This window comes from Candidatus Zixiibacteriota bacterium, assembly GCA_035380245.1.
GTDB lineage: Bacteria > Zixibacteria > MSB-5A5 > GN15 > FEB-12 > DAOSXA01.
Map to the genome: position 1 here is coordinate 548,472 of DAOSXA010000001.1, position 22,452 is coordinate 570,923.

The following is a 22,452-nucleotide window of genomic DNA, read 5'->3' on the forward strand; positions in this document are numbered from 1 at the left end:
ACCTTTCGAGCAGGTGCATCTTACGTTCGCTTCCGATCTGATTTCCCTGTCGATACATCTGTCCCCGGCCGGGGGACTATCTAGTCCGGCGGTTTTTGTTGTTCCCCTGCCGGCCTGAGCTAAATTCCACTCGATGAGACAAATTTCTCAGGGCTTATCCCTTATTCCAAGCGGCCTGTTAAAAAAGCCTTATGACACAATGCGGGCTCAGGATACAACCGAAGTCAAAGCGACTCGAATTCACCCGAGCCGGAAGGCCGATTTCCCGAATCACGTAAGTGGCTGGCTTATCTGTGCTTCCGTGTTGCTCTTATCGCTGATGTCGGCAGGCAAAACCCTAGCCTATCCCGACAGTCTCCAGGCCCATCTCCTGATCGAGTCACAACAAGCGCTGTTTAACGACCGCTTCGACCAGGCCGACTCACTGGCTGAAAAACTTCGACGAATTGATCCTGATGATCCCGGTGGGTATTTCGCAGGCGCCGTCAGTCTTCTGGCACGTATGTTCGATTACGAAGAGGAGTATCTGGTTGACAGCTTTAAACTGTGGATAGATCGTACCGCCGCATTAGCTCGACAAAGGATTGATTCGGGTGTCGATTCCCATACGGCAGCCTGGATGTATAACTATGTCGGCAATGCCAAATCGTACCGGTCGCTTTACGAATCCCGATTCGGCTCGTTCACCGGCGCTCTGCGCGGGGCGATTTCGGCGCGGAATTCATTCGAAGAAGGAATTGACCAGGACAGCACCGCTTATGATCTCTACCTCGGTCTCGGGCTGTATCACTATTGGAAATCCGCCAAAGCCGGTTTTTTACGCACGGTAGGCCTGTTCAAGAATGAAATGGATAAAGGGATTGCCGAGTTGCGTCTGGCTACAGACTCCTCGCTGGTTTCATGTGAGTCGGCTCGTAATGCCCTGATCTGGATCTGGCTCGACCGCGAGCAGTACGACTCCACCATCACGGTCAGCCGCGAAATGGCCCAACGTTATTCCGACGGCAAGGTCTTTTTATGGCCGCTGGCCGAAGCTTATTACAAGCAGAAGATGTATGACAGCGCAGCGACTGTCTATGAGCGAATTCGCGATAAACTGCTCAGGCGACCGGGGAACTTCTTCAATCTTATCGAAGTCGACCACAAACTGGTGACCTGCCGAGACAAACAAGACTGTTTTGACGATGCTCGTGAATTAGCCCGACGCGCCCTGGAGTATTTCGACCGAGTCCCCGATAAAATTGCCCGTGAAAAACGGAGCGAGATGAATTTTATCCGAAGGCTGTCGAAGTAGTTTACATCAGCGGTCGGTATTCAGCGAACAATTACGAAGCTGCTACCGCGTATGTATTATCGTTTTACTCTCCTTGAGAATCGGTGAAAATACCTGACACAAACATTAATGGTGCATTTCGGCTGTAAATGTTAAATCAGACTTCATCTGTAGCGCTTGCCCGGCGCCATCCCATTCCGTATATTTTCTGAGACAAGCGCGCATAATATCCGTACAACTAGGCACTGAGGCCAATTATGTCGATATATACCCTTATGGGGATAATCCTGCTCGTCATCGCCGCCGTTATAATCGGCCTGCTTATGTTGCGCCTGAGAGTGCGCTATATTAACCAGCCGGACCGACACCGCCTGTTCGCCGGGCTCGGTCGCAGCGGCATTGAGATCGACTACCGCGCCCGCACCAGTCGCCTTAAGCTGTTCGGGGTACGGTTCAAGAGCAGCCCCCTGGATAAACCGCGTGAAAAAGCGGAGCCGAAACCTAGGACCGAGAAGAAGACCTCAAGGCGGCGGCGCTCGTTCAAAGACATTGCGGCCGTGCTGCTTAAGAGCCGAAGCGCTCTCTGGCGCTATACAGTCGGATTACTCGGTTCGCTGATTATCGAAGAACTCGAGGCTAAAATCGAGGCCGGTTTCGAGGAACCCGATTTGACCGGGGTTACTTACGGTTATTACCAGGCTGCCCTGGGAGCGGTGCCGGCCGTAGTCGGGCGATTACATTTCGTCCCGGACTGGACCGGGGCTTCGTTTGCCGCTCAGGGCCGGGTGGCGGTGGCTTTGCCGATGTACCGCCTGGCAGGCAAAACGATTGGCCTGCTTTGGCGTCTGCCGTTAAGAGAAATAGCGAAAGTTACGATAGGAAGAACAGAAGGAGACCAGGATGTCAAACAACGTAGTTGATATACTCAAAGGCGTAGTCGGAGAACTTCGCGAAATGGCCAAATCCGAAACGGTGATCGGCGATCCGGTAACGGTCGGCGATAAAACCGTTATCCCGGTGGTCAAGATCTCGTTCGGATTCGGAGCGGGCGGCGGCGAAGGCTCCCAGGAGAAGGTATCCGGTTTCGGCGGCGGCGGCGGCGGTGGGGCCAGGATTGAGCCGGCAGCGTTTATCATTATCGATAAAGACGGCGCCAAACTGCTCCCGGCCGGTAAGGGTAAATGGGATACGATTATCGATGCCATCCCCGGTATCGCCAAGAAAATCAGCAAGTTCAAAGACAAGTTCAAAAAATCCGATGACGACGATTTCGACTTCGACGAGGAGTTCCCGCCTGAAGAGGAGGACGCCTCCGGGGATAAAGACTCGGAGGACAAGGATTAGTCGCACACGGGGCAAGGAACGCCAAATCGAAAGGCCGCGTCTCAGATGCGGCCTTTTGTTATGTCATAATTTTAGCAGGATTACCCGTATTCAAATTATAACGGAACCAAGAATTGTCGCACGAAACGTATACCACGTTCGAGTTGCGCCAGGTCAGAGGTTGATATTCGGTTCTGAAAATACATCGGCTTTTCCACCGATAGAGTCCGGCCAGAGCCAGCAGCTATCGAACCGGAAATTACTCGTGTCGAAGTCTGAATCGAATACGCTCGGTACTAATCTCATAGTCTCGGGAAACGGATAACCGGGAAAACGAAGCTGGATTGAAATGGCGAAGTAGGCTTCCCACGTGAGATGGCCTTCGCAGACGGGTATGGTATACCAGGTGGCCCCGCCTGACATCGGCTCCAGCACAATCAGCCCAACCCTGCGCATTCCGGTCGTATCAAGCAGGCGGTGAATTGCCTCGTTAAGCTGTCCGATATATGCTATTTCCTGTTCCGGTGTTAATGGCCTGATCATGGGTTCGTCCTGACTCGAAAGATAGTCGAAGATGATTACTACCGAGTCGGCGGTGGGGAAGTCAACCTGAACGATGAAGTTCAGAGATGTGTCGGTTGCAATGTGTACGGAATCGAAAAAACTCGGGAAGCTGCGATCGGTGTTCACAAGTACACGATACCAGCCCGGTTCGAGGTCAATTCGGTAGTTCGAGGAGTCATCGGTTTGAGTGCTCGGCACTTCGGCCGCAGGATCGCTTTCGTTAATATCCTCGAAATCGAGATAGGCCGGCAGGCCCGTCATCACGCTATAGGGCTCCGGCGTGACGTATCCATCCTCAGGAAACGAATCCGGTAAAACCCCGACCTGGCCGCTCACGGTTACTTTGTTGCTGCTTTGAATGGTTGTCTTATCATCACCGCATTGAACCGCGATCAATAGCAGCAACATCAAACCGGCTATGAATAGAAGTCCCTTACACCTGCGCATATAGAAATCCTCCTAAAGAATCTGTCCTCCGCTCAAGCAACGAACATATCGGATGAATCGTTTGACAGAAATATAAGTATTTAACCTGGCCCGTAAAGGGCTGTTGTGGCAGCTTCCGGCCTTGACAATATCGCAGGTGAAGTCTATTTTGAAACAAGAACTCATAATGATGCGGAGGAATCTCTTGAAGAGAGCAATTAATGTAACGATTTGTCTATCGGTGGTAGTGGTGTGTCTGGTATTACCTGGCTGTGGTGACCAGAGTACTAGCCCGATCATATTGCCTCCGGTTTTCGGAGATTACGTTCATTTCGATACCGTCTCGATTATGAATGTCTATCCGACAGTGTTGGAACCGTACATTGACGGGGACATAATTGTCGGCGAGCCGTTCACCGATGTGAACGGCAACGGAGAATATGACGACGGCATTGACGGTTTCATCATGAGTGTGGGCGACGATAACCAGGACCTGAACCATGACGGTCGCTGTAACTCCTGGAACAACACCGAGCCCTATCAATGGAATCCGCTAATCCCGTGGGAGGATCTGAATGCGGACGGCGAGTTCACCTTGCCCAACAGCCAGGCGGATTCCGGCGAATGGTTCGGTGACGCCAACGGCAACGGTCTGCTGGACCACGAAAGCGGCATGCAACTGACCTGCTGTCGCGCTTCGGTGGAACAGAGCGGGACTACCTACTACTGGTACTACCGCGACTCGATATTCGAGCATACGACCGACTCCGGCTTCTACTACTGCCTTCCGGAACGAAGCGATCTGACCTGGGACTATTTGACGGATTCCCCTCGCAAGGTGAGTCATTTTTCATTCACTTTGAACGACTCAGGTCTGTTATACAACTTCAGCGACCAGAGCATCTTTTTGCTGGATACAGGTGAGATCAAGCAATCGACAAAGTTGTTCTCAATGGTGGAGTACGGCTGGCCTGACACTCTTTGGCAGACTGTTTCTATTGGAGACACAACAACCCTGAACGGTGTTTTTTACGTAAATCTGCTTTCTATAAGATTCACCTGGGATCATCCGGACAGCATTGCCGCCGGGACGTCAAATCCAAGCCGATTTTACTTCCTGTTCGACCTTTACCTTGGTCTGATAGACTTCGTCGCCCCAATGGAGGGCATCAATGTCCCGGAGCATCGTCAATTCGACCTGCGGTTGTGGAATACTCGTCATTCGATGACACGATAGCTCAGATTTTGCCGAGCACGCCTCGTAAATAAGACAGGCGCTGCTCGGCATTGACACTCGAAAGGTCAATCATTACTTGCGGATGACCGATCAGCGAGAACTCCATCGGCTGGTCGGTGGCCTTCCGGAGGGCTTCCACTTCGCGCCGTTCGAGCTTGCGATCCGGTTTGAAAAACAGATTGGCCATGCCCCGCTTCAGCTTGACCTTTTCCATTTCAAGAACGGCTGCTGAGACCTTGACCGCCGCAGCATCGAACAGGTTGTCAGCCGAACGAGGGAGTCTCCCGAAACGGTCGCGGACCTCATCGCGCAGCTTTTCGACGGCATCGAGGGTGGTGCAGTCGGCCAGGCGACGGTAGATATCTACTTTTTGATGGCGGTCGTTGATATACCGGTCGCTCAGGTGCAACTCGGCGTCCAACTCCATCTTGACCTCGGGCAACCGATGGATCTGTTTCCCCTGAACCTCGGCAATCGCCTCTTCGAGCAGGCGGGTATACATATCGTAACCGATTTCCTCAATAAAACCGGATTGCCTCGCACCGAGGATCGTTCCCGCGCCGCGAATTTCCAGATCGCGCATGGCCAGGGCAAAGCCCGAGCCCAGATCGGAATGGGCTTCGAGCGCCCGCAACCGTTTGACGGCATCGGCCGACATCAGCCGTGTCGGCGGACTCAACAGGTAGGCATAGGCCCGCCGGGCCGAACGACCGACCCGACCGCGAATTTGATAAAGCTGAGCCAGCCCGAACCGGTCGGCACGGTTGATAATGATCGTGTTGGCCGAGGGGATGTCCAGCCCGGACTCGATGATCGAGGTGCATAACAAAACGTTGTAGCGGCCGGACATGAACGCCAGCATGATTCCTTCGAGCGATTTTTCGTGCATCTGACCATGAGCGATCCCGATTTCGGCCTGCGGCACCACTTTCTTGAGATAGCGATACATCGCCTCGATTGTCTGTACCCGGTTGTGGACAAAAAACACCTGCCCGCCGCGGTCGATCTCACGCAGTACGGCCGTCGCAATAATAGCCGGATCGAACTCTACCACCTCGGTCGAAATCGGCAGACGATCCTTGGGTGAGGTGGTAATGAGGCTCATGTCGCGCGCACCCATCAAAGCCATTTGCAGCGTGCGCGGGATCGGCGTGGCCGTCATGCTGATCGTGTCCACGGAGGCTTTGAGCTGACGCAGTTTCTCCTTATGACGGACGCCGAAACGGTGTTCCTCATCGACAATAAGCAGTCCCAAATCCTTGAAAAACACATCCTTCGAAAAAAGACGATGGGTGCCGATCACCAGATCGACTTTTCCCTCGGCCAGTTCGTCCACGATCTCGAGTTGCTCTTTGCGCGTCTTGAACCGGGAGAGCATCTCCACCCGCACCGGAAATTCATGCAGCCGCTCCGAAAATGTCTGGAAATGCTGCTGGGCTAAAATCGTGGTGGGGACCAGCACCGCTACCTGTTTACCCTGCTCGACTGCTTTGAATGCCGCTCGCACCGCCACTTCGGTTTTACCGTAGCCGACATCACCGCAGATCAGGCGATCCATCGGTTTGTCCTCGGCCATATCGCGTTTGACGTCGTTGATCGCTTTCATCTGGTCGGGAGTTTCATCGTAAGGGAACGAGGTCTCGAGCTGTTTGAGCCAGACTGTATCCGGACCGAAATTGTAACCCGCCTGCGCCCGCCGTTCGGCGTAGAGTTTGATCAGGTCGGCCGCCATGTCGGCAATCGCCTTCTTGGTCTTTTTCTTGAGTTTCTCCCAGGCGGGACCTCCGAGCCGGGTCAGCGCCGGGGCGGAATCTTTACCGGAGTATTTTGAAACGCGGTTGAATTCCTCGATCGGGACGTACAGCTTGTCTTTCTCGGCGTATTGAAGCAACAGGCAGTCGCGGTTTTTCTGATCGACCGTAATCGTTTTTAATCCGAGATAACGGGCAATACCGTATTCGGTGTGAACCACGAAATCACCGGGGTTGAGGTTGGCATAGTCGGAAATCGCTACGCCTTCTTTGAACTTCTTACGCCGTATTCGCCGATGATAACGACTGAAAATCTCATGGTCGGTCAGGACGGCATAGCCGTCGCGGCGGTTAACGAACCCGCCGTGCAGGTTGATTACATCCAACGGCGGATCAAAATCGAGCCCGGATTTGTCGGCGATTAACTCCGCCAGTCGGGCGGCCTGACCTTCGGTATCGGTCGCCACGAAATAAGTCAGTCCCAACGCCTCGAACTCGCGGACCGTTTCGCCCAGCAGGTCCAGGCGCGAACCGAGAGAGGGATGCGACTGGCAGCCGAAGTCGATAATGTCGGCGCGGCCGCCTCGAAACGGCACCTGGTCAATTCGTTTCGAGTGCGCCAGTCCGGTGAATAGAATTTCAGGGGGAGTGTAGTATTCCTCAGGATTCGGGAGACGACTCAGTCGGCCGGTTAAACGCTTGCGCAACGTTTCCGCCTCGTCCATGACTACTTCAGCGGCGGTGCGAAGATTCCCTTCCGCCTGGAAATATATCAGACAATTGTCGGGCAAATAATCGGTCAGGCGACCGCTTTTCATACCAAATAATATCGAGAGCCATTCCAAACCCGGCAGCTCGGGATCGTTGAGGTAGCGTAAACGGATAAAATCGCCGTCTTCCTGCGGGAGGCGTTCGAGATAATTTTCGAGAGTGTCCTGAGTAATCGGGATTTCACGTTTAGGTAAAAGGCTGACTTCGTCAATCCGGCCGGTAGTACGCTGGGTAGCGACATCGAACTCACGGATTGTATCCACCTCGTCGCCGAATAACTCGACTCGGATCGGGCTTTCCGCGCCCGGCGTAAACAAGTCGATCAATCCACCGCGAACTGCAAAATCACCCACTTCCTCGACGATCGGAACACGACGATAACCGAGTTGCACCAATCGGTCAATCAGATCATCCAGATCGATCTCCGCTCCGCGTCGGAAACTGACCTGACTGGAACGAAGGAAGTCGATATCAATCGTCGGTTCCATCAATGACCGCACCGAACAGACTGTCACGGGCAGATGGCCGGACACCAAGGTCGACAGTGTGGAAATACGGCGTCCCAGGATTTCGCCCACCGGAGCGCGGAAGTCATAAGGAAGAATCTGCCGGGCCGGGAAATGCCCCACCTGGTTTTCACCCATCAGAGCCGCGAGGTCATCGTAAAGATGACTGGCTTCATCGGGACCTTCGGTCACTACCAGGATCGGTCTTGTGAGGGTATTGTACAGGCTGCTGATCAGCAATGAAGGGGTGGAGCCGGCCAGTCCCGTAACCGTGACGCAATCGGGAACGTCGGTCCTGATGCGCTCTATCAACTTTAAGAACCTGTCGGAACCGGTAAAACGTGCGGCAACAGCATCAATACGCCGGTTTTCTTTAACCGCTATGGCTTTCATGAATCTCTTCTTCCTTCCAAACTACCGAACAGCACAAAAGCCCCGATCGGGATCCGACCGGGGGGTGTTTGTCTTTTTCGTTCGTCGCCAATATAGGCGAAAGCGGTTTAAAATCAAGGTATCAATAAGCCGAATCTCCGTCGGCTATAAAAAATAGTCTTCGAGCTATTGGAGTTCCATCATGAGGTCAGAGCCAACCTCGAGTTCGTCATAACGAGACTCCGTCCAATGATATAACACAATAATGGTAACGCGCCGATTTCGGGCATCGTTAGGATTGTCCTTGATCATCGGGACTTCATCGGCATAGCCGCGCACCTGTCGCACCTGGCCTTTGTAAAGGCCGGAGACCTCCATCAACGCCCGGGCTGAATTGGCGCGGTCGGCGCTCAGTTCCCAATTGGTGTAGATTCCATCGCCGCCGTAGGAGGCATCGGTATGCCCCTCGATAACCAGTCGGTTGGGAAGCCGACCCAACTCACGAGCAATGGTGATAAGAATAATGGCTGACTTCTGTAGCAACTTAGCCGAGCCGGGTTCGAAGAAAGCGGGAGAATCCTCGGATTCATTCAGAATAATGCGCAAGCCCTCAGTGGTGAGCTGGAAGCGGATATTGTCACGTAACCGCTTGAAGGCCTCCTGCTTGCGGAGTTCGTCCATAATTTTCTGAGCCGCCTGAGCCATTTCCTGTTTTTCCAGTTCTGTCGGTCCGCCTCCGCCTGAACGATCCGGGGCTTTTTGTTGCAAACCCGAAGTGGGGCCATCCGTCGGCAGGACCGAACGCCCGCCTTTTAGCATACCGGCGCCTCCCTGTTCCTGGAATTTGCCGGGGTCACGGAAATAACCGGCAACGGCGTCTCGGACTTCCTGTTTCTGGCCAACCAGCCACATTACCAGAAAGAAGGCCATGAGCGAGGTCATGAAGTCGGCAAAAGCTACCTTCCAGGAACCGCCGTGATGACCGCCGTGGCCGCCCTTCTTGCGTTTTATGATAATTGGTTGTTGTTCGGTTTCGCTCACCTGACCTACCTCTTCTTGGCAGCATTACAGGCGGACTCAAGTTCGAGGAAGTCCGGTCGGACATCCATAAAAAGAGCACGACGAGCGAATTCGACTGCGATCACACCGGCGACACCTTTATTGAAGGCCAGCAGGGCATGTTTCATACAGGTCAGATACTGGCGGTTCTCGAACACCCGGTGTTTCATCGAAGCCGCCAGGGGGCCGACGAAGCCATAACACATCAGAATGCCGAGGAACGTCCCGACCAGAGCCGAGGCTACCGAATGGCCGATCTCCGACGGCGGACCGTCGAGCTTGGCCATTGTAATAACGATACCCAATACCGCCGCCACGATTCCAAGGCCGGGCAGCGAGTCGGATACAGCGTTGAGCGAATCCGGCGGTTGCATTTCTTCTTCATGACAGGCTTCGATATCGGAGTCCATCAGGTCTTCCAGATCGTGTGGCTGGACCGCACCGGAGATAATAACCCGCATGGTATCGGCGAAAAATGCCAGAGCATGGTGATTTTTTAGAAACTTGGGATAGCGCTGAAATATCTCGGATTCTTCGGGATGCTCGATATGGCTTTCGAGACCGACCAGTCCGTCGCGGCGGGCAACATTGAATACTTCGAACATCATAACCAGCAGGTCAAGGTAATCCTGCTTTTTCATTCCTCCCCCCATGACGCCCTTAATCTGTCCGACCATGGCTTTTACGGTTGGCAACGGGGTGGAAATCAGGAGTGAGCCCAGCGCCGCACCACCGATGATCAAAACTTCATTCGGCTGATTGAGAGCCATGATCTGGCCGCCGTGCCAGACGAAACCACCCAAAACGCACCCGATTACAATTGCTGCGCCGATGAATATAAACATAGTCTTTTATCCGCTATTTCCCAAGAATGTTTACAAAACCGTTATCAATGTATAAATCGGCAATTTGCGACCTTTCTGAAGGGTTCGATAGACGAAGGATCATCCGGATCGAACCGGCCGGATCAGAGAGATGACTGAGCCGCTGGTCTAGTTCTCAAACAGGGCATTATTACCCTGATTATCTCGTCGCGGTTGAACGGCTTAGTCAGATATCCCGCTGCCCCGAGCGCGGCTGCCTTTTCAGCGGTGAATTGGCTGGTATTACCGGTCATCAAAACCACCGGCATCGACTCATTAACCTTTTTAATTTCCATGAGGAGGTCCTCGCCCGACATCGGTTCCATAAAAATGTCGGTCAACACCAGGCATATCCGCTTATTGGATTTGAGCATATCCAACGCTTCCGGTCCGGATTCAACGCCGACAGCGTAATATCCTTCCCGATGGAGAATTTGCAGGAGCAGGTTTCTGACGATCTTTTCATTTTCCACGACCAACACCCCGCTGCGGAGACCTTGCTCAATTTTCTTCAGTTTATCTCCAAGCGCAACGACATCAAACGGCTTGGCAATAAAATCCGTGGCTCCCAGGTGTAGTCCTTGTAAAACGGTCTTTGAATCCGTTGACGCGGTGGTGAGAACCACTGGAATATGATTCAGGCGCGGTTCATCTTTAATGCGCTGAATCAACTGCAGGCCGTCGACCCCCGGCATGATAATGTCTGAGATAACCAGGTCGATATCATCGCTCGTGGACAATAAGCGATATGCCTCCAAACCCGATGTCGCCAGCAGGACTTCATGGTTCCCCTGGTTCAGCGCATTGGTCAGGACCTTCGCTGAAATTGGTTCGTCTTCGACTAATAGTATCTTCACGACACACTCGTTTTTTCGGTGGTTACATGGATAGTGATCTTCTTCACCAGACGTTCAATTCGTTTCATCGATTCATCCATAGTCAGGGTATCGTCGTCCATGACCGCTTTTCGGAGATTTTCAGTCAATTCCGACAGATCGTAAAAACCGATCTCATTAGCCTCATCACCCAAAGTACTGATCAGGGCATAGAGCCTTTCGTTTTCATCCGAAGACAACTCCCGTTCGATTTCCGCCAGATATTCCCGGGCTTTACGAGTAAAAGTCCCGATTAGTTCATAGGCGATATGATAATCACCCCGGGCTTGTTCGAGTAAAAAGCTCTCATCGAATCCTGATGGTAGATTCATTTCTTGTTCAGGGGACAACCAACCCGGTTGAATCATACGTTTTACCAATGAAATCAATGCTGCCGGTTCATACGGTTTTGTCAAAGTTTCATCGATCGCTTGCGACAACCATTGCGGAAGCTCCATTCGGTCTATTCCCGGGGCAGCAATGACGAGCATTGGATGATGCTCTTCACCTGCGGCATCTCGGACAACTTCAATCGATTCGGGACCGGTTGCCCGGGCCAGATCAATATCGAGTATGACCAGATCGACAGTCTCATCAGAGAGATGCTTCAGCCCGTCCGCTAACGATGATACCGCTGTGACATCGAACTTGTGACGAGTCAGAAGACCGGTAGCCGCCTTTCGATCGGCATCGTCTCGATCGATGATCAGAACTCGCCCCCATTCTATGTCAGTCTCATCCGCCGGTGGGGCCGTTGCCTGAGCGAGTTTGTCAAGGTCCAGTTCGAGCGGATGCCAGTCAACATCCTTGTGACACCAGCCGGCCACTTGTCGAACCAAATGATAAAGTTCACCCCGATGAAATTTACCTTGAAGGACATTTTTCGTCTTCAGACCGGGGCGCGATTGATACTGCTTGTCATCGGTCAGCACAATAGTTCCGGAGAATTTAAGTAATCCATTAAGGAGACTATGAATCTCAAGTTTGTCTGAATCGAACATAGCTTCATCAATCAACACAATATCCGAATCAACCGTTGACGTATTACCTTTTGATAGTTTGGCGTAATCACGTACAACCGTGACACCCCAGGTTTGAAGGAGTCGCTCAAGACGCTTTATCGTTTCCACTTTTTCAGAAATGAGTTGTGCTGTTTGATGAGGCACGGTTTTATCGTCGAGCGATACTTCCGGCTTAATTTTCAAGAGCAGATCTGCCGTGAAGCTAACCCGTCCTCCTCTGGTTTGTTCCAACTCATCCCGGGGAGAGTCGTCCACCCAGATTTCTCCCCCCAACAAGTTGACCAAACGGGCGGCAAGAGGTAATCCTACCCCGGTGAGCTGTTGAGCATATTTGGGTTCATTTTCAGTGAGTAATTGAAAGACCGATCCTTTTTCACTGGGATGGAAACCTGATCCGGAATCGGTAATGCTGAACCGAATATGAGGACGCTTGCCCGGACAACACTCCCGAGCCACTTCGATCATTACACTTCCATCATGAGCGTGATGAACGGCGTTATCCAAAAGGATTACCAGAACCTGCAGCAGTCGGTCGGGATCACCCATCACCGCCGTTGGCAATTCGCAGTCCATTCTTGCACTGACAGTGACATGGTGCTCTTTCATCTGCCGACGCATCGAGCGCACAGCTTGACGCAGGATTCCTTCCAAGGAGAATTCGATCGGTTCCAGTTGACTCCGACCGGAATCGGAACTGGTGATATCCAGCAGACCGGTCATCAACGTAACGAGACGTTCCGCCTGCTCTGAAATCGTCTCCACATATTCTGAGGCTTTTTCAGTGAGGTTGGTTTCGAGAACACGCTCAGCGAGACGAGACATCGCCTTCAGCGGTTTCCTTATTTTGTGACTCAATCGCGCCAGCAGGAGGCTGCGACTTTTGAGTGTTTCCTCCGCCTGCCGGTTGGCTGCCCGCAGTTCGTCAATCAGGCCGGTAAGATGGACCGTATTGGCTTTTCTCAATTCATCGACGGATTGAAGCTCACGATTCGTCTGCTCCAGAGATGCTTCAGCCGTGACCTGTTCAGAGACATCAACCGCTACCAGCAGATATCCGCTGATCCGATGATCTGATACAGGCATTTGGCTGACTACGGCCTTGACTATAATGGCTTGTCCGTCTTTGCGGAAAAATCTCCAGCGACGCTCATGATATCCGGATCCGGTAATACCGGCAAAAGGCGCCAGGGGATCATCGGCCGTAACATCACTCCCTTTAACCGACTTGATGAAATCAGCCAGTTCCTGGGGATCGTAGAACAAACAGGCCGTTTCATGACCGATCAACTGATCGGCATCATATCCCAACAGCCGTTCTGCGCCACGGTTGAAAAGGGTAATAACTCCTTGTTCATCAACAGCAATGATGGCTACCTGGCGAGCGGAATCAAGAACCGCTTCAAGTTGAGACAGAGCCCTTGTCAGCTTTTCCTCGTTATGCTGTTGTTCAGTGACATCTACCATGACCCCGTCCCAGAGGACATCACCGTTGATTAAAGCTCTCGGTCGCGACAAACCACGCATGAATCGTTCTCGACCATCCACGATCACCCGGAAAGTCTCCTCCCAGACACTCAGATTCTCCGCCGATCGCTTGATAGTCGTTGTGATATGTTCGATGTCGTCTTCAGGGATTGAGTTCCGCACTAAATCGAAACAATCCATCAATTCGTTTGCCGACGTCCCGAATATATCCACCGCACCACGACTGACCCAGGGGAACGTCATGGTTCCGTCTCGTTGCAATTTGAACTGGTAGACCATGCCCGGGAAATTCGATACCAGCCGTTCGAAACGAATCTGACTCTCCCACAGCTCAGCCTCGACTTGTTTCTGCTCCGTTGTATCTTCAGCCAGTCCGACAAAACCGACCGGTGTGCCGGCATCATCGGTAAGCAACACCGAGGTCATGTGACAGGGGAATTCCGTACCGTCATTTCGCATGTGGCCGACGTCACCTTCCAGCAATCCATGTTTCATAACCTCCCGGTTGAACGGCTCGACCTCCTGTATTAACTGTCGGGGGGTGTGGAAAATGGATAGATTAATACCAACTATGTTCTGACTGTCGCGTCCGTGCATTTTGAGCCAGGCATTATTGGCATACAGAAGCTGCCCGTTCAGGTCGGCAACGGCTACCCCTTCGTGAGCATGGGTAACAGCATGCTCAAGCCATTCGAGTCGTTCCTGAGCGGCACGTACTTCCGACAGGTTGTCACAGACGGCTATGATGGAATCGAAACGACCGGCGTGATGCAGCGGCAACATAACCAGATGCCAGGTGACATCACTGCTATCAACTACGGAAATTGATGTCTTATTATTGGTTTGAAAAACCCGGGCGAGCCCGCTTTCGAATCGTAGTCCGGAATCTTCTTTAAGGAGCTTTGCAAAACTGCTGCCCTGTAGTTCTTCTCTGGAACCGACTAACGGCAATCGCCGATTGGCATATACCACTAGGCCATCGCGGTCAATCTCCAGGATGTTGGCCGGGATATTGGATAGAAGCTCCATGATTTCAGACCGGCTTCTCCTTAGTGCCTCTTCGGATTCAGCCAAAGTCTGTTTTTCGGACTCGATCTGGGATAAATATAAACGCTGGTTCCTTATTTCCCTCTCGGTGGCGATGACGACTTCCTGTTGTGCTCTTGACAGGTTTTTTTCGAAACGAGACAGCAACACGAAGATGAACAGGAACAGGGCAAAACCGGTTGCCAAAGACACTAAGATCAACCAACGCAGATCGACCATCAGACGATCCCACTGCTCCGTGTAGTCGTACATCACCGCTACTTCGCCGATTGGTTGCCCCGAGCTGTCCAGCAGTTTGGTGAGTCGGGCGGACATCTCCCGCTTGCCAATCCCGAAGAAATGGGTATCTGAATTACTGTTCTTATTTATTCCGGAATGGCTTAGAAGAGCCCGCCAGGCATCAGCCGGAAGATTGTCAATGGTACTGGCTAAAAGCAGGTAATCAGGATTATTACCCGGTCCGACAAGTCTATGGGTGGAATGAAGTGCTTCCGTCCAGAGAGCCGGATCAACCTGTTCTCTCTTGATCAACACCGCCAGTTCAATGTTGAGTTGTCCGGCTATTTCCTTGAGTATCCATTCGGTTCCGCACTCGATTTGGATATAACCTATCAGCCGTCCCTCATACTCCCAAGGATGTACGACACACATTTTGAGGCGTCCGTCTTCATCCAATTCCAGACCTTCCACCCCCATCTTTTGACGCATTGCCGATACCATGGTCAGACACTGGCCGGATACCTCAGGATTATCATAGGTTTGCCATCTGAGAATAATGTTCCCCGCGGTATCGGAAAAATAAAGTTCTTCTGCGCCGAGATCCTTGGTCAGAATAGAAAAATACTCGTTTAATCTCGCTTTTATCGAGGTGGTGTCCTTTGCACACCATCGTTGAGCTACGAAGTCGTTCATGAGGATAGTTTCCACAGCCTGATGCACTTGCCGTGCATGATAGCGACTGGATCCAAGAAACGTTCTCTGAACCGATTGCAGACGCATATCCAGTTGGCCGTGTACGGCATCACTCTGGTATTGATAGGAAAAATAGAAGAAGGCGCATATCAGAAACGCCAGGACCGCCACTAAAGGTGTCAGCACTCGTACTCTTAGTCCAATTCCATTGTCATGCATGCTTTGCGTAACGGTCCTCAAAATGCCCCCGTTTTTTATCTAAGCAATCGAACGCAGTCGTTATAACCATGCTTTTCCGGAAACCAACACCGCCATTCTTAAGAGAAGGCGGATATAAGGATTCTCATTTGATTATCGGCAACTCGGTTTAATAGCTTAAGCGTTGTGCAGTATCATCTTGCGCGAGCCAGAAGAGTCACCGATCGGTAGTCCTAAGCCGATTTTTACTTGCCTTAGCCATCGCTGTTGCCTATTAACCTGATATATGCAAACGATCAATCACCTTCTGAGTACGGCAGCCAACTGGATCTGGGGTGAACCATATTTTGCAATGCTCCTGCTGGGGACGGGGATATTTCTTACTATCAGGTTGGGCGCCATACAGATAAGAGGATTTGCCCACGGTTTAGCCATAGTCAGCGGGAAATATGACGACCCGGCCCATCAAGGGCAGTTGACTCATTTCCAGGCGCTTTGCGCTGCTCTTTCGGCCACAATCGGTATCGGCAACATCAGTGGTGTGGCCATTGCCCTTTATTTTGGGGGACCTGGGGCGATTTTCTGGATGTGGATATCGGCTCTGTTCGGTATGGCTCTGAAATACACCTCGTGTACGCTGGCCATCAAATTTCGCAAGATCGATCCCGACGGCAACGTACGCGGCGGTCCGATGTATTTCATCGAACTTGGCATGAGTAAATCACTCCGGCCCCTGGCTTATATGTTTGCCGTATGTACGGCCTTTGCTGCATTCGGATGCGGCAACATGGCCCAGTCCAATACCATTGCTCATTCGATCATAGAAGCATTCGGGATTGGCTCGGGATCAGAGACAATTGTTCGCATCATTATCGGTCTCATCCTGGCCGGTCTGGTAGCGCTGGTGATTATCGGCGGGATCAAACGAATTGGAAGCGTTGCTTCCTACCTGGTCCCATTCATGTCGGTTGCTTATGTCGGTTCCGCTCTGATCGTGCTGGCTATCAATTACGATCGGCTCATCCCCTGTCTGCAATCGATATTCTTTTTCGCTTTCAATCCGACTGCCGCGGCAGGAGGTTTTGCCGGAGCCGGTGTCTGGTTTACGATACAGCACGGGCTTAGGCGCGGCCTGTTCTCGAATGAATCGGGGCTCGGTTCCGCTCCCATGGCGCACTCTACCGCCAAAGTCGAGGAACCGGTACGCGAGGGACTCGTGGCTATGCTGGGGCCGTTTATCGACACTATCGTTATTTGTACCATGACTGCCCTGGTGATTCTTTCTACCGGTCAATGGGGGCTTGATCCCAACACCCAGGGTGTTTCTCTGACCATGGCGGGATTCCAGAATTCACTCGGTGAATTCGGCCGCTGGATGGTTGTCCTGGCGGTTTTGCTATTCGGTTATTCTACTTCATTAAGCTGGTCATATTACGGAGAGAAGGGAATCGAATACGTTTTGGGCACAGGCGCCAAACGGTACTACCGTTGGATTTACGTGTTGTTCATTTTCCTCGGGGCGGTGCTTAAGATCCAGGCGGTTTGGGATTTCTCAGATATGGCCAACGGCCTGATGGCTTTCCCGAACCTGGTTGCCCTGATAGGATTATCAGGCGTAATGGCCGCTATGACCAGGAAATACATGGACGAAAAAGCCCGGGGGCTGCATAAGCCGTTCCGTTGATAACAATCTTCGACTAATTAACGGACCCGGCCTGACACCGGGTACATTCTTTTCCAAGATCCTTTACGTTTGTGAGACGCCGGGCTGAGGAGCCGCAGACTACATCATTGACAGAGCCACATTTTGACAGGTATACTCGACCGGGCTTGAGGAATCGTCCGGTCAGCCGATAGATAAACTGAAGGACAATAACTTAAGAGGATAATAGAGCTTATGAGGTATCTCGTTACCGGCGGCGCCGGATTCATCGGGTCCAACCTGGCCACGAAACTCGCGGAAATGGGCGAACAGGTGCGGATTTTAGATAATTTCTCATCGGGTCGGTCCGAGAATATCGCTGCTCTGCCGGATTCCGTGGACGTAATGGAAGGAGATATTCGCGACTATTGGACCGTGGTCCAGGCTGTTCGTGAAATCGACTACGTGTTGCATCAGGCCGCTCTGCCTTCGGTGCCACGTTCGGTCAAGAATCCGCTGACCTCGAATGCGGTCAATATCGACGGCACTCTGAACCTGCTTCAGGCCGCCCGCGACGCCGGGGTAAAGAAGTTCGTCATGGCCTCCTCTTCATCGGTTTACGGTGAATCCGAAGAACTCCCGAAACATGAAGCGATGGTCCCCAGTCCGCTTTCTCCTTATGCCGTTACCAAGATTACCAACGAGTATTATCTCAAAGTTTTCTGGCAGCTTTATAACTTCCCGACCGTTGCGTTGCGCTATTTTAACATTTTCGGTCCGCGTCAGGACCCCGGCAGTGAATACGCCGCGGTGGTGCCGAAGTTTATTACCGCCTTTTTGACCGGCAAACAACCAACCGTTTTCGGTGACGGTGAACAGTCGCGCGATTTCACGTATATCGACAACGCCGTCCAGGCCAATATCCTCGCAGCCACCAACAATGCTATCTGCGGCGATCATTTCAATGTCGCCTGTGGCGGGCAGTTCACACTCAACGATCTGCTCGACCAGCTCCGGAAAATCATCGGGGTCGATACTCCGGCCAACTACGCCGAGGAGCGCCAGGGCGATATCAAGCATTCGTTTGCTTCGATCGACAAGCTGAAAGCGTTCGGTTATAAACCGACCGTGGATTTCGCCGAAGGCCTCAAGAAAACGGTTGCGTGGTTCAAAACTCAATCGGTTACGGATCCGGCAGGGAAACCTGCCTGAGGCGAGTAATTGCCATAAGACGATCAAACCGCCCGAACCTGGTTCGGACGGTTTTTTTTTGTACGGGATTTCTATATCGTAAAACGCCAGCCGCAGTAAAATTCTTTTCCGGCGTTTTCATCCGGAGGACAACCAATGCACTCCGTTTTAATACGCGGGTCGATTGTTTCCGCGAATTTGCCGTATTCCACCAGACCTACTGATTTACAGGGAAAAAGCGCCATCTGTTTGCGCCGACGGGCCGACTGCACGCGACAGTCAATCATGAAAAACTCGAACGAATTATCAGTCTCGTGACGGATTTCCTGTTCATTCAACACCCCGTACAGCCGATATCCGAGCGCCTTCTTGAGTCCCTCCAGGCCGCTGTTCTCAGCGATGTCGTGGCGTTTCATGATCCTTTTGGCCTCAATGACGGTAAACCGCTCCCAGGCTTCAGTGTCCAGCTCGATAGCTTCTTCCAGGCCGTGGTGGCGTTCGACTGCCTGAAACCATAAGCCGTCATGAGCCAGCCAATTCTTGGCAAAATCCTCAAGCATTCCCTCTAATTTTTCACGACTAAGACTCTTTATTTGATCCATGCTCATTGTCGGTCCCCGGTTAGCGTTCGTAGTCCAACAGCCAATTCTGTATTGACCTATTTACAAAACCCAAAGTTTGCAATATCTTCGCTTTTGACAAGCTTTTTGAGGATGTTGGTCAAATCAATATCCAAAAGGCTAAGTCAAAGAGCTTGAAAAGGTTTGCGCAATATCTGACTGATCTGTCAGGGGGCTTTTATGCGGTCTTAATTCGCTCCCGTAAGAGATTGCCAAACAATAAGTTAAGATAGTCAATCAAGCTCGCCGGGCGGCATGGTTTTCGCTCGGATTGGACATACTGATAGATACGTTCGTCAACAACATGGAGATATAATGGCAAAAATAACCGTTTCTACGATAATCAGTCTTTTAATACTGGCCGGTTCTTTGATGGCCGGAAACATTGGCCCGGATCTTCAGTCCCAACTGGCGACGGCCGATCAGAATGAGCTCATAAGTGTCTGGATTCGCCCGGTATTGGCGACTCCGAAAGCTGAGATGCTGTCTGTTGCCGCCTCCGATAACACCACTCGCGTCGGTCGTTTTCAGGCCATGCGCCGTGAACTCGAACGCAACCACAGTATCTCACAGACTCCGGTAATGGAACGTCTGCAGACGCTTAAAACACAAGGCAAGGTAGGGCAGATTAAAGGGCACTGGCTGGTCAATATCGTGGAGACGGAGCTAACTCGCGAAGAAATCGAGCAATTGGCTTCCGATCCGAACATCGAAACAATCTATGCCGCTCCCAGCATCAGTCTCATTGAACCGGAAGAGCCTCAGGTTGCCCCATCGATGTCTACTGATGCCTCCACGGTAACCAACAATCTGATCGCCATTAACGCCGACCTTGCCTGGGCACAGGGATATACCGGTGCGGGACGACTGGTTTGTTCGTTCGACACCGGTGTCGACGGTGATCATCCGGCTCTGAGTTCATCCTGGCGCGGCAACGACGGCAACTATGCCGCGGCCTGGTTTTTTCCCCGGACTGACGCCCTGGCTACTCCGACAACCATACCTGACTGCGGCAAGTCCGATTGCAACCCTACGCACGGTACTCATACGATGGGCTTGATGGTTGGTCACGACGATGCTACCGGCGACACTGTCGGCGTAGCTCCGGATGCCGAATGGATTTCCGCTGCGGTTATTGATATCGCCGGTGTCTCAATTATTGACGCTTTTGAATGGGCCGCCAATCCGGACGGTGATTTTAATACCGTTTCCGATGTTCCTGATGTGATCAACCACAGTTGGGGGGTAGCGGGTATCGGCTGTGAGAATATCTTCTACGATATGATCGACTACACCGAAAGTCTCGGTATCGTCAATATCTTCTCGGCCGGAAACGACGGCGCCGGGAACACTTACGAAAGTATACGGAATCCTGCCAACCGCGCTATCGACTCCATAGATTGCTTTGCCGTCGGTGCCGTTGATATCCTGACCAGCCCGCTGGAAATCTGGTACAAATCATCACGCGGGCCGTCCGATTGCAACGGGGCCGTCAAACCCAATGTGGTTGCGCCGGGGTATTTGGTTCTTTCCTCTATCCCGGGGGACCGTTATGCCACCTTGAGCGGCACCTCCATGGCCGCTCCGCAGGTTTCCGGACTGGTAGCGTTGCTGCGGCAGAAAAATCCGGATGCCTCGGTAGCCGAGATCAAGACCGCCATTCTGACTTCCTGCAATCAGGATGTTAGCGGCAGCCCCTCTTTCCCGAACTACGACTACGGCTGGGGCATGATCGACTGTCTCGCCGCACTCTCGAAAATATCTTCGTCGCACACCGCTCCGAGTCTGCGTGTTTATTCATTTCCCCATGATCCGATCAGTCCCGGCGACACTGTCGTCGGTAAGGTGGTTCTGGAGAACCTTGGATCGAGGGCGTACGATGTTTCGATCAACATCACCGGCAGTGATCCCTCGCTGACCGTATTGCACGGCAATTCGTACATCGGCACGATCAACGCGGGCGATACAGTGAGCGCCTTGAACGAGTTCCGTATCGTGGTTTCCGATACCGTCACGATCGGCACTCTTTTATCGCTGCCGTTGACCATCACCGGTATCAGCTACAGCGAGACCGTCAATCTGTTCTTCCAGGTCACTCCAGCCAGTGAGCGCTGGTTCGTGACACACGATGTCGGCCGGATCGATTTCTCGATCTCAAACTACGGTGCGATGGGACTTGCCTACGGCTCTTTGTATCCGGCAGGTGGCGCTGGTTTCTCTTTTGACGGCTCGGACAACGAGTTGTATCAATGCGGTTTGGTAATCGGCAATGGCGCTACGACAGTGTCGGATGGTCTCCTCAACACCTCCGGTGATCTGGATTCCGATTTCGGTCTCGTACCGGACGGCAGTATTGGTATGGCCGAACCGGGAGCTAACTCCGACCAGGAATCTCACTGTCGCTTCGATGATTCAAGAGCAACCCATCCGCTGGGTGTACTGGTCGAGCAATACAGCTATGCCTGGGGCGACTATCCCAATGACGACTTCATCATTCTACGTTATATCATCACCAATACCAATAAGCTTACAACCGTCGGCGGCATCTATGTCGGTCTGTTTACCGACTGGGATGTCGTCTTGTATAACAAAAACAGCGGCGGCTGGGATTCCACCGGCGAGTTCCTCTGGACCGCTTATAAACCGTACGATGTTTATTCGGACTTCCGCGCCACAACCGTTCTTCAGGGTGGGACCGCTACGGCGATGACGGAGACCGGTGATTTGGTCTCTTTTGGTGATGGTTTCACCGAATTGGAAAAATACAACTCCCTAAAAAACAGCTTTGTTTCAGCTAATACCTACAAAACCACAACCAACGATCTGATACAGATGATCGCGGCGCAGCCATTGAACCTTGCTCCGGGTCAGTCCGACACGGTGGCCTTCGCCATCATGGCAGCCGACGACCTCAACGGTATGTACGATGTCGCCACCCGCGCCCGTGCCGCCTATGATCAGATTCCGACCGATGTGGACGATCCCAACGATGGAGTTTTGCCGGGCAGTTTCACCCTGTCGCAGAACTATCCGAATCCGTTCAATCCGACGACGTTGATATCGTTTGAAATGGCCAAAGCAGGGGACTATGAGCTGACCGTTTATAACATTGCCGGCCAGGTGGTCAAGCAGTTCGACGGCACCGCTCGAATAGGTAAAGTTGAGATCGAGTTCGACGGCTCCGATCTGGCTTCCGGTGTGTACCTTTACAAACTGACAACCGACACCTTCAGCGCCAGTCGTAAGATGATGCTGTTAAAATAGAACAAGACTGATTTATCGATAAGGCCGCTGTCCGTTAAAGACAGCGGCCTT

Annotated in this window: 14 protein-coding genes; 7 read left to right on the forward strand and 7 right to left on the reverse strand. The window is 52.3% G+C overall.

Features of this window, described 5'->3' with window-relative positions:
* Positions 1-133: 133 nt before the first annotated feature.
* The 3 genes from PLF13_02200 to PLF13_02210 all read left to right on the forward strand — a co-directional run bounded on the left by PLF13_02200 (position 134) and on the right by PLF13_02210 (position 2,617).
* Positions 134-1,294 carry a hypothetical protein gene (locus PLF13_02200; protein HOP06084.1) on the forward strand — a complete coding sequence of 387 codons (1,161 nt, stop codon included), beginning with the start codon at positions 134-136 and terminating at the stop codon, positions 1,292-1,294.
* Between the two features lie 236 nt (positions 1,295-1,530).
* Entirely contained in the window at positions 1,531-2,193 is a 663-nt protein-coding gene (locus tag PLF13_02205) for a hypothetical protein (protein HOP06085.1), read from the forward strand.
* Entirely contained in the window at positions 2,174-2,617 is a 444-nt protein-coding gene (locus PLF13_02210) for a spore germination protein GerW family protein (GenBank protein HOP06086.1), read from the forward strand. The genes PLF13_02205 and PLF13_02210 overlap by 20 nt, the downstream gene beginning before the upstream one ends.
* Positions 2,618-2,770: 153 nt before the next feature.
* On the opposite strand, the gene PLF13_02215 is transcribed toward PLF13_02210, so the two are convergent.
* Complete coding sequence (locus PLF13_02215) at positions 2,771-3,607, reverse strand: hypothetical protein (GenBank protein HOP06087.1); 837 nt, start codon at positions 3,605-3,607, stop codon at positions 2,771-2,773.
* A 184-nt stretch (positions 3,608-3,791) separates the two neighbouring features.
* On the opposite strand from PLF13_02215, the gene PLF13_02220 reads away from it, so the two are divergent.
* A complete protein-coding gene (locus PLF13_02220) occupies positions 3,792-4,823 on the forward strand; it encodes a hypothetical protein (protein ID HOP06088.1) in 1,032 nt (343 codons plus the stop codon).
* 1 nt (position 4,824) lies between these two features.
* Here the strand turns inward: PLF13_02220 and mfd are convergent, their stop codons facing one another.
* The 5 genes from mfd to PLF13_02245 form a co-directional block, all read right to left on the reverse strand.
* Positions 4,825-8,244, reverse strand: coding sequence for a transcription-repair coupling factor (gene mfd, locus PLF13_02225; protein ID HOP06089.1), 3,420 nt, complete (start codon positions 8,242-8,244; stop codon positions 4,825-4,827).
* A 165-nt stretch (positions 8,245-8,409) separates the two neighbouring features.
* Positions 8,410-9,264: a flagellar motor protein MotB gene (locus PLF13_02230; GenBank protein HOP06090.1), complete on the reverse strand. Its 855-nt coding sequence runs from the start codon at positions 9,262-9,264 to the stop codon at positions 8,410-8,412.
* A gap of 5 nt (positions 9,265-9,269) precedes the next feature.
* Positions 9,270-10,127 (reverse strand): flagellar motor stator protein MotA, encoded by an 858-nt coding sequence (motA, locus tag PLF13_02235; protein ID HOP06091.1) that lies wholly within the window; start codon positions 10,125-10,127, stop codon positions 9,270-9,272.
* Positions 10,128-10,249: 122 nt separating this feature from the next.
* Positions 10,250-11,002: a response regulator gene (locus PLF13_02240; GenBank protein HOP06092.1), complete on the reverse strand. Its 753-nt coding sequence runs from the start codon at positions 11,000-11,002 to the stop codon at positions 10,250-10,252.
* The gene (locus PLF13_02245; GenBank protein ID HOP06093.1) at positions 10,999-15,672 is read right to left on the reverse strand and encodes a PAS domain S-box protein; all 4,674 of its coding nucleotides are present in this window, start codon (positions 15,670-15,672) and stop codon (positions 10,999-11,001) included. The genes PLF13_02240 and PLF13_02245 overlap by 4 nt, the downstream gene beginning before the upstream one ends.
* 298 nt (positions 15,673-15,970) lie before the next feature.
* On the opposite strand from PLF13_02245, the gene PLF13_02250 reads away from it, so the two are divergent.
* Together PLF13_02250 and PLF13_02255 are read left to right on the forward strand one after the other, a co-directional pair.
* Positions 15,971-17,368, forward strand: a complete 1,398-nt coding sequence (locus PLF13_02250) for a sodium:alanine symporter family protein (protein HOP06094.1) — start codon at positions 15,971-15,973, stop codon at positions 17,366-17,368.
* Between the two features lie 213 nt (positions 17,369-17,581).
* Positions 17,582-18,538 (forward strand): SDR family oxidoreductase, encoded by a 957-nt coding sequence (locus tag PLF13_02255; GenBank protein HOP06095.1) that lies wholly within the window; start codon positions 17,582-17,584, stop codon positions 18,536-18,538.
* A gap of 71 nt (positions 18,539-18,609) precedes the next feature.
* On the opposite strand, the gene PLF13_02260 is transcribed toward PLF13_02255, so the two are convergent.
* Positions 18,610-19,125: a DUF6125 family protein gene (locus tag PLF13_02260; GenBank protein HOP06096.1), complete on the reverse strand. Its 516-nt coding sequence runs from the start codon at positions 19,123-19,125 to the stop codon at positions 18,610-18,612.
* A gap of 327 nt (positions 19,126-19,452) precedes the next feature.
* On the opposite strand from PLF13_02260, the gene PLF13_02265 reads away from it, so the two are divergent.
* Positions 19,453-22,401 (forward strand): S8/S53 family peptidase, encoded by a 2,949-nt coding sequence (locus PLF13_02265; protein ID HOP06097.1) that lies wholly within the window; start codon positions 19,453-19,455, stop codon positions 22,399-22,401.
* Positions 22,402-22,452: the final 51 nt, after the last annotated feature.

What these genes read in the sequence shown, in the direction of transcription:
- PLF13_02200 (HOP06084.1), top strand. Translation starts at nt 134, where the DNA reads ATGAGACAAATTTCTCAGGGCTTATCCCTTATTCCAAGCGGCCTGTTA.
- PLF13_02205 (HOP06085.1), top strand. Translation starts at nt 1,531, where the DNA reads ATGTCGATATATACCCTTATGGGGATAATCCTGCTCGTCATCGCCGCC.
- PLF13_02210 (HOP06086.1), top strand. Translation starts at nt 2,174, where the DNA reads ATGTCAAACAACGTAGTTGATATACTCAAAGGCGTAGTCGGAGAACTT.
- PLF13_02215 (HOP06087.1), bottom strand. Translation starts at nt 3,607, where the DNA reads ATGCGCAGGTGTAAGGGACTTCTATTCATAGCCGGTTTGATGTTGCTG.
- mfd (HOP06089.1), bottom strand. Translation starts at nt 8,244, where the DNA reads ATGAAAGCCATAGCGGTTAAAGAAAACCGGCGTATTGATGCTGTTGCC.
- motA (HOP06091.1), bottom strand. Translation starts at nt 10,127, where the DNA reads ATGTTTATATTCATCGGCGCAGCAATTGTAATCGGGTGCGTTTTGGGT.
- PLF13_02250 (HOP06094.1), top strand. Translation starts at nt 15,971, where the DNA reads ATGCAAACGATCAATCACCTTCTGAGTACGGCAGCCAACTGGATCTGG.
- PLF13_02255 (HOP06095.1), top strand. Translation starts at nt 17,582, where the DNA reads ATGAGGTATCTCGTTACCGGCGGCGCCGGATTCATCGGGTCCAACCTG.
- PLF13_02260 (HOP06096.1), bottom strand. Translation starts at nt 19,125, where the DNA reads ATGAGCATGGATCAAATAAAGAGTCTTAGTCGTGAAAAATTAGAGGGA.
- PLF13_02265 (HOP06097.1), top strand. Translation starts at nt 19,453, where the DNA reads ATGGCAAAAATAACCGTTTCTACGATAATCAGTCTTTTAATACTGGCC.